Source organism: Frigoribacterium sp. RIT-PI-h (assembly GCF_001297205.1).
Lineage (GTDB): Bacteria > Actinomycetota > Actinomycetes > Actinomycetales > Microbacteriaceae > Frigoribacterium.
Genome location: NZ_LHOZ01000061.1, coordinates 37,434 through 48,537, shown reverse-complemented (window position 1 = coordinate 48,537; position 11,104 = coordinate 37,434). Strand labels below are relative to the sequence as shown.

Genomic DNA, 11,104 nt, shown 5'->3' with positions numbered 1-11,104 from the left:
CGGGCCGACCCGCCGGGCCGCTCGTCTACTCGAACGTCAGCTCGTCGGACGTGCTGATGCGCATCAGGTACGTGACGGTGAAGGGGACGTCCTCGTCGATCGTGTAGCGCTTGCCGTCGAAGAGCGACTGGGCACCGACGACGAGGTGGGCCGTGCCGGCCACGCCGGGCACCTGCCACTGGCCCGACGGGCCCGGCACGATCGAGACGACGGGGTGCACCGGCACCGTCCACGTCGGGTCGTCCGTGACCCGGTCGTCGACCTGGCGGCCGAAGGGGCACCCGGCCGGCAACAGCACCTGCTGCGTGACGCACTGCTCGTCGAGCTGCTGGTCGACCATGTCCTGGACGGCCTGGACGAACGCGTCCCGGGGCTGCACCTCGATCGACACCCCCGACGTCGCCCCGACGGTGAGCACGTCGGCCTCGACGGTCGGCGCCTCGAGGTAGCGCGACGAGTGGTCGAGCTCGAACCGTGACGGCGCGAGCACCGTGAACCGGGTCGCGACGTCGGGGGCGTCGGTCGAGACGTCGCGGCCGTCCACCGTGAAACGGGAGTCGTGCTGGGGCGTCACGTCGAGCTGCGCGGTGGGCGCCTGCACGAAGCGCCACGAGTGGAACAGCCCGAACCGGGTGCCGACCCGCTGCACGACGAACTGCGACTGCGCCGGGGCCTCGGCCGTGGCCGACGTGCCCTGCATCGAGTACGAGAGCGTGATCGCGTGGGTGTCGTCACCGAGGTCGACGTCGCCCACCTCGGTCACGTCGTCGACGCCGCCGAGCGAGGGCACCTCGAGCAGCGCGTCGGCCAGCTGGTCGGTCGGCGTGACGCCCGCGAGGGTCAACGCGCTCGACGTGTCGCCGCGGTCGACCGCCGCCACGTACCCGCGGGCGAACCCGGCGGCGCTGTAGACGGTGGCGTTCAGGGCCACGACGGTGACCCAGAAACCGATCAGCACGAAGAGCAGCGCCCCGCCCCAGATCGCGACGAACGGCCAGCCGAGCGGTGGACGTGTCTCCTCCCCCACAGACGACGACATGACGACAACAATAGGAGGCGCGGGTCACGAACTGCCGAGCCCCACCGCCGTCGCGGGTAGATTGGTGGCCTCCCCCCCCCCCTCCCGAAAGGTGCTCGTCGTCGTGAGCGTGGCCCTCTCCGCCGAACAGCAGGCGCTGTACGACGCGATCGAGAACACCCGCGAGCACATCTTCGTCACGGGCCGGGCCGGCACGGGCAAGTCGACGCTGCTGAACCACCTGTCGTGGAACACCTCGAAGCAGATCGTCATCTGCGCCCCCACGGGCGTCGCCGCCCTCAACGTCGGCGGCCAGACGATCCACTCGCTGTTCCGCCTCTCGGTGGGGCTCATCGCCGATCACGACATCGAGCAGAACGCCGAGCTGCGCAAGTTGCTCAACACCATCGACACGCTCGTCATCGACGAGGTCTCGATGGTCAACGCCGACCTGATGGACGCCATCGACCGCTCGCTGCGCCAGGCCCGGCAGCGCAAGCACGAGCCGTTCGGCGGCGTGCAGGTCGTGCTGTTCGGCGACCCGTACCAACTGCCGCCGGTGCCGGGCGACGCCGAAGAGCGCGAGTACTTCCGCGACAACTACCGCTCGATGTGGTTCTTCGACGCCAAGGTGTGGACCGAAGCGAGCCTGCGCATCTACGAGCTGGCCTTCATCCACCGTCAGACCGAGGGCGACTTCAAAGAGATGCTGAACGCCGTGCGCCACGGCCGGGTCACGGCCGAGATCGCCGGGGCGCTGAACGGCGCCGGGGCCCGCCCCGTGCCGACCGACGGCGGGGCCATCACCCTGGCCACGCGCAACGACACGGTCAACCGCATCAACAAGGTCGAGCTCGATCGCCTGTCGGGCAAGGTGATGACCGCCAAGGCCGAGGTCAGCGGCGAGTTCGGCGGGCGGGCCTACCCGGCCGACGAGGCCCTCGAGCTCAAGGTCGGGGCCCGGGTGATGTTCCTCCGCAACGACTCCGAGCAACGGTGGGTCAACGGCACCACGGGCGTCGTCACCCGGGTGCGCGACACCGTCTTCGTCGAGGTCGACGGTGAGGTGCACGAGGTGCAGCCCGTCGTGTGGGAGAAGCACAAGTACTCGTACTCGGCGACCACCAAGCAGCTCAAGAAAGACGTCGTGGCCGAGTTCACGCAGTTCCCGCTGCGTCTCGCCTGGGCCGTCACGATCCACAAGTCCCAGGGCAAGACCTACGACCGGGCCATCGTCGACCTCGGCTCGCGGGTGTTCAGCGCGGGGCAGACCTACGTCGCCCTCAGCCGCATCACCTCGCTCGAGGGGCTGTACCTGTCGCGCCCGCTGCGGCCGGCCGACATCATCGTCGACCTCGACGTGCGCCGCTTCATGAGCGAGGCGTCGCGCGTGCCGGCCATCGAGGCCGCGGCCGACGCCCGCGTGGGCGACGACACGACGACTGCTGCCACGGGCTGAGCGTCCGGTCCGACCAAGCGTCGGCCCGGGGGGTCGGCCCGGCGGCCCGGGGGGTCGGCCCGACGGCCCGACCCGTCGGCTCGGCCCGTCGGCTCGGCCCGTCGGCGATCGCCTAGGCGGCGGCCTTCGCGGCCGCGAGGTCGGTGAACAGGTCGGTGCTGAAGCGGTACGCGGCGCAGACCTCGTCGAGCACGTGCTCGCGCTCGTCGGCCGACCAGGCCACCGCGTCGAGCTGGCGGCGGTAGGTCGTCTTGAACGACTTCGGCTCGGCGATCTCGGCGAACAGGAAGAACCCGACGCCGTTCGTGTCGAAGCCGAACCGGCGCTGCAGGATGCTGCGGATCAGGTGCCCGCCCGACAGGTCGCCGAGGCAGCGCGTGTAGTGGTGAGCGATGAAGCCACCGGCCCAGCTCGACGCCTGCTCGATGCGGTCGACGTACGCGCGGGTGGTCGGCAGCGGCGAGATGCGGGCCCGCCAGTCGTCACCGAGCAGGAACGCCAGGTCGGCCTCGATGGCCGGCAGCCGGGTCAGCCCCGGAGCGAGGAACGGAGCCACGACCGGGTCGCCCGACCACCGCACGGCAGCGTCCTCGAGGGCGGCGTAGACGAAGGAGTGCTGGGCGAGCAACGGCACGTAGTCGTCACGTGTGCCCCGGCCGATCAGCAGGTCGGTCATGAACGAGCAGCCGACGTCGGCGGGGACCCGCTCGGCGGTGCGCTCGCGCACCGCCTCGGAGAAGGGGATGACGACGGTCATGGTGCGCACCTCCTGGGTGACCTGGGTTAGGTGACCCTAACCCTAGCCAGGGAGGCGCGGTGCCGGTAGCCCCCGGGGCCGATCCCGGTAGACGTGCAGCCAGCCCGCAGCCCCCTGCGAGGCGCGACGAAGAGCGACGAGACGCGGCGCAGCGGGGTGCGGCGCCGTGGGGTGCGGCGCTGCCCGGTTCAGCGGCGGCGGCGCCCGGCCCCCACGGCGGGCGCGAGCAGCAGCAGGCCGCCGGCGAGGTGCGTGACGTTGTCGCCGAGGTTGAACGCCAGGAAGTTGACGTCGGTGCCCTCGAGGAAGAACCCGGCGATGCCGAAGACCACGAAGATCAGGCCGATCCAGGTGTTGATGTAGCGGGCGCTGGCTCGCGAGGACGCTCCCGCGATGATCAGCGCGGCACCGGCCAGCACCCAGACGACCACCAGCGCGGGGTTGAGGTTCCAGACGAACCAGAGCGACGCGCCCTGCGTGGAGAAGAACGAGCCCATGTCTTCGACCAGGAACCCGATGGCGCCGAGCAGCAGGAAGACCGTGCCGACGAACAGGCCGGCCCCGCGGTTGGGCGACTCGCGGATCGTCGGCTCGTAGGGGGCCGGGTCGCGGTCGTCGTGGTGCCGTGGGTGCTGCTCATGGTGAGGGTGCCTCTCGTCAGGTGGTCAGCGTCCAGTATGCCCGCCACCCGCGGCGGGCCGCCCGAGCCGTGCGGGCTCGGGGCTGGCAAGATCGACCCCATGACCCCGACGCCCCTCCGCCTGGTCGTGGCGATCAACCCCGGCGCCTCCGCCGGCGGCCGGAAGCACCTCGCCGACGGGGTGCTCGCCGGGCTCCGAGACGCCGGCCACACGGTCGTCCCGCTCACCGAGTCGAGCTACGACGACCTCGTGGCCGCGGCCCGCCGCGAACTCGACCCCGACCACGGCGGACGCCCTGACGCCCTGATCGTCGTCGGCGGCGACGGCATGGTGAACCTCGGGGCCAACCTCGTCGCGGGCACGGACGTGCCGCTGGGACTGGTGCCGACGGGCACCGGCAACGACACGGCCCGGGCCTTCGGGCTGCCCCACGACGATGCCGAGGCTGCCACGCGCCTCCTCGTCCGACTGCTCGAGGGCGAGCCGACCCCCATCGACGCCGGACGCGTGCTGCAGGCCGACGGCCGGGCCACCTGGTTCGCCTGCATGGTCTCGGCGGGCTTCGACGCCGTCGTGGACGAGCCGGCCCACCGGCCGAGCCGGCCCACGGGGCGCCCGCGCGCCCACGGCGCCCCCGCGCCCCCGCCGGTGCGTCCGCCGACGATCCCCCACCGCCCCGAGCTCGACGGGGGCGCCTCGACCGTCGAGGGCCCCCCCATCTCGGTCGGCAACGGCCAGTCGCTCGGCGGCGGCATGAAGGTCACGCCCGACGCCGTGCTCGACGACGGACTGCTCGACGTGCTCGTGGTCGAGCGGCTGACGCGCTGGCAGTTCGTGCGGCTGTTCCCGAGCGTGTTCCGCGGCACCCACCTGAGCCACCCGAACGTGACCGTGCACCGCGTGCGTCGGGCCGTGATCGAGGCCGACGGGGTCGCCGCCTACGCCGACGGCGAGCGCGTCGGGCCCCTGCCGGTCACGGTCGAGGTCGTCCCCGGCGCGCTGCGCGTCTACGCCGCGCTCGGTCGCTGCCCGTCGGCACCAGCCCAGGAGGCGCGTTCGGCAGCGAGGGGACCACGTGCGCCGGGCCCCCCCGACGTCAGCCGCGGTGCAGCGTCTCGCGGGGGTACTCGCCGAACCGCTGCTGGTACGCGGCCGAGAACCTGCCGAGGTGGGCGAACGCCCAGTGCCGGGCGACGTCGGCGACGGTCGTCGCGTCCGGGGTGGCTTCGCGCAGGGCCTCGTGCACGCGCTCGAGGCGGATCTCGCGCAGGTAGGCCGTGGGCGTGGTGGCGAGGTGACGGCTGGAAGCCTGCTGCAGCCCCCGCGGGGGGAGCCCCGCCGCCCGGGCGATGTCGACGGCCGAGATCGGCAGGGGGGGGCTGGCGGGCATGTACGCGCCGGCCAGGCGCAGGCTGGCGTTGCGCGGGGCGAGCAGGGCTGCGGGCATCGGGCTCGACGTGTGGGCGAAGGTGTCGAGCAGGGCGCCGGCGGCCATCCGGGCCATCTCGGTGCGCATCAGGTCGCTGGGCTCACCCGAGCCCAGGTAGGCGCGACCGATCAGTCGGACGGTGGCGTGCCAGGCCTGCACGGCGGCGGACGAGACGGGGGCGGCGTGGTCGAACCGGATCGTGCCGGGCATGATGCCGTGACGCTCGGCCGCGACCTCGTCGACGACCGACTTCGAGAGGTGCAGCAGGCTCTGGTTGACGTCCTCGGTGGTGAACTCGAACTCGCGCCCCTCGGGGAAGAGGATCGGTCGCCCGACGGAGCCGGCCACCTCGTCGCGACCGTTGTCGACGGTCGAGCGTCCGTCGAGCAGCCAGTGCACGACGTGCTCGTCCCCCGCGGCGGCCTGCCCGTCGACGCGCCCCATGAACAACGTCGAGCGCAGGGTCATGGCCCCGTCGCCGACGATGGTGTGGCGGAACGCGAAGGGCGCCTCGGTGGGGGCGACCTGGAAACCACGACCGTTGTACCCGGCACTCATGATCTCGACGGCCTCGTCCAGATCTCGTCCGCGCGCGTCGAAGCGGATTTTGTCGTCCTGGGCAGCCATCTCAGCGAATTGTTGCACGCGCTCCAAATGCCGCACCAGTCGGTCGGAGGGGGGTTGACAGCGACTGCCGTCCCGAGTAGCCAGCCCTCCTCCGTGACCACGCCCGCACCCGCACCCGCAACCACTCACACCCGCGCCCGCGCCCGCGCCCTCGCCCGCAAGCGGCGGCAACTCCTGACCCGTGCTGCAACGCATGCACGACCATCCCTCGCTCCACTGCGATGCGCGGCTGGAGGCAGGACTTCTCGACGAGGGGTCGACCCGGTCGCGTCGGCCGGCAACCTCGCAGTCGGCAGAAGCCGCGGAGGTCGAAGCGCGCGTCAGGCGTTCTCGGAACCCGGAGCAGGAGCGCCGGTCACCCGGGCGACGCGACGCACCTTCGCCTGGACTCGGGCGACGCATCCTCCCGGACGGCGTCGCCGGGATGTCTCTCAACATCAACGGACTCCGGCGCCACCCGAGGCCCGTGTCGTCGACACGCTCGTGGACCATGACAACGATCGCCGAATTCGTCTCAGCCGCCGGAGGACTCCTCCACAAACACGACCTGGTCGCCCTGGGCGCCACCGACCGACACCTGACCGTCGCGGTCCGTTCACGCACGGTCAGCAGACCCCGGCGTGGGTGGTACTCCACCTGGGAGCGTGGAGACCCTCGCTACGTCGCGGTCGCCGTGGGTGGTCGACTCACCGGCGCATCCGCGTTGCATCAGCTTGGGGCATGGACGTGGACCCGTCCGCCGGTCACGGTGTCGGTACCCGTGACGGCTTCGCGGCTGCGACGGCGGCGTGGAGTCCGAGTCGTGTGGGACCCGCTCGAACTCTCTGATCGGGGTTCGACCTGGGCCGTCGACCCTCGTGACGCCCTGGCTCGGGCAGTCGTCGAGACCCGATCGTTCGAGGATGCGGTCATCCTCGTCGACTGGGCCAGACGGGCCGGCATCGTCGAAGACGACGACGACGCAGCCGAGGTGCTGTCCCGGAGACGTGCCGACGCTGCCGGCCTCGTAGCCTGGAGCGATCCGGGCGCCGAGAGCATCCTCGAGAGCGCGGCGGGCACGAGGTTGCGGCGGGCTGGGCATCACGTCGCCCGCCAGGTGCCCGTCTCCGGCACCGCGAAGATCATCGACATGGTCGTCGACGGGATCATCGGTCTCGAGACCGATGGACGAGCGCACCACGAGACACGTTTCGACAAGGACCGACTCAAGGACGCCGACATCGCTCGCGACGGTCTGGTCCCGTTCCGCGCGGGGACGGTGATGGTGCAAGACATGTGGGGCGTGACGGTCAGCGCGATCAGGGCTCTCATCCGGACGGCGGGCGGCCCGCGACCCGTCGCAGGTGTCGGGAACTCCTCACTGCCGCGAGTGCTCGGACCACGAGGACGCAGGGCCTGGCGGCTCGCCTCACCTCGGCGACACACGGGTCAGGAGTTGCCGACTGCGGCAGGCTGACGAGACAGGGCGAGGGGCGCAAGGCGGCGACCGGGGGGGGACACGTGGCCGTCGCCCGGAGCTCGCGGCGGGACGGAGCAGGAAGGAACGGAGGCGCGACCGAGCAGGCTCGCGCCGGCGAGCGGGCCGGCGAGCGCGCCGACGAGCGGGCCAGCGAGCGCGCCGACGAGCGGGCCAGCGAGCACGCCGACGAGCGGGCTCGCAGCAGGCGGGCCTACGGTCGACCCCATGAGCCTCGACGACATCACCCTGACCACGATCCGCGGCGAGTCCACCACGTTCGGCGCCTACGCCGACAAGGTCGTGATGGTCGTGAACGTGGCGTCGCGATGCGGCCTCGCCCCCCAGTACGAGAAGCTCGAGGCGCTGCAGAAGCAGTACGGCGAGCAAGGCTTCACGGTGCTGGGCTTCCCCAGCAACCAGTTCTTCCAGGAGCTCTCGAGCGGCGAGGCCATCGAGGAGTACTGCTCCGCCACCTGGGGCGTGACCTTCCCGATGATGGAGAAGGTCAAGGTCAACGGTCGGGGCGAGCACCCGCTCTACACCGAACTGAAGAAGGCCACCGACGCCGAGGGCAAGGCCGGCCGCGTCAAGTGGAACTTCGAGAAGTTCGTCATCACCCCCGGCGGCACCGTGCACCGCTTCCGTCCGACGACCGAACCCGACGCCCCCGAGGTCGTCGCGGTCATCGAGGAGGCGCTGGCCGGCTGACCGGGCGGCTGCGGTGGGTCAGCGGCCGGCCGCGTAGCGGGCCTGCACGGCCGAGGCGGTCTGGGCCGAGTTGTTGTAGATCGTCGTGCCGTCGACCGAGCCGGCGAAGAAGCCGTTCGTGGGAGCCGAGGGCAGGCCACTGAGCGGGGCGTAGCCCACGCGCCAGTAACCGGCGGCCGTCGGCACGGTCTTGTTCGTGGTGTCGGTGACGACCGCGACACCGTCGACGTAGATGATCGTGCTCGAGCCCGAGAGGGTGGCGACCACGTGGTGCCAAGCGCCGTCGTTGTACGAAGCTGAGGTCGTCGTGGCCTTCGTCGTGGTCGAGGTCGGGCGCACGCCGAGGGCGATCTTGCCCGCCGTGGTCAGGTAGAGCGCACGGTCGGCGGTCGTGTTCGTGCCCGTCTGCGCAGCGGTGAACGCGGCCAGGGTGCCTCCGGCGGCGCTGGTCGTGCGGAACCAGGTCTCGATCGTGAATGCGGCCTGACCGGTGAGGTTGACCGCGGTCGTCACCTGCCCGGTGCCGTCGAGCTGCAGGTAGGGGCTCTGGGTGGTGGCGCACGAGCCGGCGACGAAGGTCGCCCCGCCGCTCAGGGTGCCCACGCGGGCGAACGAGCTGCCGTCGGCGGTGGTCGTGCCCGACGTCTCGTTGTACGCGAAGCCGTACGAGGTCTGCGAGTTGTAGGTGTCCTGCAGGCAGTCGTAGTTCCCGGCACCGAAGCTCGACGTCGGGTTCGCGGTGGGCGCGGCGAACGCCGCGTGCGCGCCGCCCGAGACGACGAGGGTGAGCGCGAGACCGCCACCGATCGCTGCCAGGCCGATCGCGCCTCCTGCGGTCCGGAGGCGACGGAGGCGCCGCTCGCGTCGTCGCTGTACGCGGCGGCCGGCGGGGGCGGTCACCCGAGGCGACGCGGGGCGCTCGGCACGGTCGTCACGCAACAGGTACCGGTCGTTGCGGCTGAGCAGGACGACGAGGATCAGCAGTCCGCCGGTGACCAGCAGGTGGCCGTACTGGTGGCCCGCCGCCCAGACGAAGGGCGTGCCGACGTAGGGCACGCGCAGGAAGCCGACGCCGATCACGGCGCTGCGGTCGATCGGCGTCGAGTCGACGCTCGGGTTGGCGTCGCCCTTGGTGACGATCTGCCCGGCCTGGCCGTTGTCGTGGTAGCGGTGCAGACGCAGGTGCCCGGCCTGGTCGGGGTCGTCGAAGAGCAGCACCTGGCCGCGGTGCACGTCGGACGCCGCCACGGGCTTCGCGACGACGACGTCGCCGGGGTGGATGCGGGGCTCCATCGAGCCGGTCATCACGGTGGTGGGGCTCCAGCCGAGGGCGGCGGGGGCGGCCGCGTAGACCATCAGGCCGAGCAGGGAGTACAGCACGACGCGCGACGCGGTGCCGAGGGCCAGGCGCGTCCAGTCGAACCACGAACGAGAGGCACCCAGGGGCACGGTGATCGAGGCCGCGGCTGCGGCGGCGGGCCGCAGCTTCAGGTCGATCGTGCTCATGGGTGCCTCTGCTCGGGGATGGTGCGGGTGGTGCGGTGTCGGGCCGCCTGGTGCGGTGGTGCGGTGTTCAGCCGGGGGTCGGGCCTCAGCTGTTCTGGGCCTCCCAGGTGAGGCCGAGGCTCGCGGTGCCGCCCTGGGTCGTGTTGGGGGCGGTGTTCGAGACGGTGTAGGTCACCTGGTAGGTGCGGGTCTCGGACGCGGTGCCGGTGGGGGCCCAGGTGCCGACGCCGTTGGAGTAGTTGGTGTAGCTGGTGCCGAAGGCGGCCAGCGTGCCGCTGTAGAGGCTCGAGCCCGACGAGAGCGGGGTGAAGCCGGTGCACGAGCCGAAGCCGCCGCCGGTGCCCTGCACGACGCTCAGCGGGATGTTCGACGCCAGGTTGTTGGTCGTGGCGGCGCCCGTGCCGTAGAGCTTGACGGCCGAGGCGAGCGAGCCGGTGCTGGTGACGGCGATGCAGTTGCTGCCGGTCTGGCCGGGCTTGAGGTTCGTGGCGGTGAAGAGCGCGGTGTTGCTGTCGTCGTCGGTCAGGGCGACGGTGCCGGCGGTCCAGTTGCTGGTGGGGTTGACCGTGGTCGACGAGAAGGCCGAGTACGACGCCGTCGAGACGACGATGCCCGAGGCGACGAGGGCGGCGGGGATGGCGATCCAGGCGGCGATGCGGGCGATGCGGGGGGTGGGACGGGACATGGTGTGCTCCAGGGCGAGAAGGGGGACGAAGGGATGTCGGGGGCCACCCCGGCGAGGAGGCTCAGGAGCCTCGCCGGTGAGAAGCTCACCTCCCGAACCGTTCTGGTTTCGAGTGATCGTTGTTCTCAAGTGGTACGACAATCAAATTACTTGCAGCTGGAGAGGCACGCAAGCCGAACCATGTCCCCAGTGGTGGGGGTGTCACGATCGTCGAGATTCTTGTTGACTGAGCCGGTGCCATGGACGGCACGCCCACACGCGTCACGGAGGACCCCATGCTCGTCACGACCCCTGCCGATCCCGGCCCCGCCGGCTCCGGCCGCGCCGACCTCGCCCCCGGCGACCTCCCCCGCCTGCTCGACTCGTTCCGTCTGCTGATGCTGAACCACTCACGCGTGCTCGACCACCAGGGCGACCTGTTCGGGCTGGGCGACACCGACATCCGGTTCCTCTTCTACGTGTGGGCCACCGACGACCTGGTCACCCCCAAGCGGGCAGCGGCCCAGCTCGACCTGTCGTCGGGCGCGATGACCAACCCCGTCGACCGCCTGGTCGACGCCGGCCACCTCGACCGTCGCCGCAACCCCGACGACCGTCGCAGCGTCATCGTCAGCCGCACGCCGCGCGGCGTCGAGGTCACGACCGCCATCGCGAGCGCCTACGCCGCCGCGTTCGCCGACGTCGTGCCGGCGTCGCAACACGGCGCCCTCGCCGACACACTGCTCGACCTCGGCCGGGCCTTCGACCGGCACGGGGTCGGCACGAGCCCGGCCGCTCCCGCCGCCGCCTGACCGCCTCGGCCGCCTCGGCCGCCT

10 protein-coding genes and 1 pseudogene are annotated in these 11,104 nt (G+C 71.7%); 5 read left to right on the top strand and 6 right to left on the bottom strand.

The window, feature by feature from the left end; genetic code table 11:
- Positions 1-25: 25 nt before the first annotated feature.
- Positions 26-1,039 (bottom strand): hypothetical protein, encoded by a 1,014-nt coding sequence (locus tag AEQ27_RS06280; protein ID WP_152970209.1) that lies wholly within the window; start codon positions 1,037-1,039, stop codon positions 26-28.
- Between the two features lie 103 nt (positions 1,040-1,142).
- Here AEQ27_RS06280 and AEQ27_RS06275 point away from each other — a divergent pair, with 103 nt between their 5' ends.
- On the top strand, positions 1,143-2,477 hold the full coding sequence (locus tag AEQ27_RS06275) for an ATP-dependent RecD-like DNA helicase (RefSeq protein WP_235450998.1): 1,335 nt from the start codon (positions 1,143-1,145) through the stop codon (positions 2,475-2,477).
- A gap of 112 nt (positions 2,478-2,589) precedes the next feature.
- On the opposite strand, the gene AEQ27_RS06270 is transcribed toward AEQ27_RS06275, so the two are convergent.
- A complete protein-coding gene (locus tag AEQ27_RS06270) occupies positions 2,590-3,234 on the bottom strand; it encodes a heme oxygenase (biliverdin-producing) (protein ID WP_054145905.1) in 645 nt (214 codons plus the stop codon).
- A 188-nt stretch (positions 3,235-3,422) separates the two neighbouring features.
- Complete coding sequence (locus AEQ27_RS06265; protein WP_255349753.1) at positions 3,423-3,788, bottom strand: DUF4383 domain-containing protein; 366 nt, start codon at positions 3,786-3,788, stop codon at positions 3,423-3,425.
- An 84-nt stretch (positions 3,789-3,872) separates the two neighbouring features.
- Between AEQ27_RS06265 and AEQ27_RS16500 the strand changes: the two are divergent.
- Positions 3,873-4,826: pseudogene (locus AEQ27_RS16500) on the top strand (diacylglycerol kinase family protein); the annotation flags it as partial.
- A 145-nt stretch (positions 4,827-4,971) separates the two neighbouring features.
- Here the strand turns inward: AEQ27_RS16500 and AEQ27_RS06255 are convergent.
- The gene (locus AEQ27_RS06255; RefSeq protein WP_054145873.1) at positions 4,972-5,931 is read right to left on the bottom strand and encodes a helix-turn-helix domain-containing protein; all 960 of its coding nucleotides are present in this window, start codon (positions 5,929-5,931) and stop codon (positions 4,972-4,974) included.
- An 802-nt stretch (positions 5,932-6,733) separates the two neighbouring features.
- Between AEQ27_RS06255 and AEQ27_RS06250 the strand changes: the two genes are divergently transcribed.
- Both AEQ27_RS06250 and AEQ27_RS06245 read left to right on the top strand, forming a co-directional pair.
- Positions 6,734-7,387, top strand: coding sequence for a hypothetical protein (locus tag AEQ27_RS06250; RefSeq protein ID WP_054145872.1), 654 nt, complete (start codon positions 6,734-6,736; stop codon positions 7,385-7,387).
- A gap of 228 nt (positions 7,388-7,615) precedes the next feature.
- On the top strand, positions 7,616-8,098 hold the full coding sequence (locus tag AEQ27_RS06245) for a glutathione peroxidase (RefSeq protein WP_054145871.1): 483 nt from the start codon (positions 7,616-7,618) through the stop codon (positions 8,096-8,098).
- An 18-nt stretch (positions 8,099-8,116) separates the two neighbouring features.
- Here the strand turns inward: AEQ27_RS06245 and AEQ27_RS06240 are convergent, their stop codons facing one another.
- Positions 8,117-9,604, bottom strand: a complete 1,488-nt coding sequence (locus tag AEQ27_RS06240; protein WP_054145870.1) for a signal peptidase I — start codon at positions 9,602-9,604, stop codon at positions 8,117-8,119.
- Between the two features lie 85 nt (positions 9,605-9,689).
- On the bottom strand, positions 9,690-10,289 hold the full coding sequence (locus AEQ27_RS06235; protein ID WP_054145869.1) for a hypothetical protein: 600 nt from the start codon (positions 10,287-10,289) through the stop codon (positions 9,690-9,692).
- A gap of 275 nt (positions 10,290-10,564) precedes the next feature.
- Between AEQ27_RS06235 and AEQ27_RS06230 the strand changes: the two genes are divergently transcribed.
- Entirely contained in the window at positions 10,565-11,080 is a 516-nt protein-coding gene (locus AEQ27_RS06230) for a MarR family winged helix-turn-helix transcriptional regulator (RefSeq protein ID WP_161805500.1), read from the top strand.
- Positions 11,081-11,104: the final 24 nt, after the last annotated feature.

Coding starts and splice junctions, on each gene's coding strand:
- AEQ27_RS06280 (WP_152970209.1), bottom strand. CDS start 1,039: ATGTCGTCGTCTGTGGGGGAGGAGACACGTCCACCGCTCGGCTGGCCG.
- AEQ27_RS06270 (WP_054145905.1), bottom strand. CDS start 3,234: ATGACCGTCGTCATCCCCTTCTCCGAGGCGGTGCGCGAGCGCACCGCC.
- AEQ27_RS06255 (WP_054145873.1), bottom strand. CDS start 5,931: ATGGCTGCCCAGGACGACAAAATCCGCTTCGACGCGCGCGGACGAGAT.
- AEQ27_RS06245 (WP_054145871.1), top strand. CDS start 7,616: ATGAGCCTCGACGACATCACCCTGACCACGATCCGCGGCGAGTCCACC.
- AEQ27_RS06240 (WP_054145870.1), bottom strand. CDS start 9,604: ATGAGCACGATCGACCTGAAGCTGCGGCCCGCCGCCGCAGCCGCGGCC.
- AEQ27_RS06235 (WP_054145869.1), bottom strand. CDS start 10,289: ATGTCCCGTCCCACCCCCCGCATCGCCCGCATCGCCGCCTGGATCGCC.
- AEQ27_RS06230 (WP_161805500.1), top strand. CDS start 10,565: ATGCTCGTCACGACCCCTGCCGATCCCGGCCCCGCCGGCTCCGGCCGC.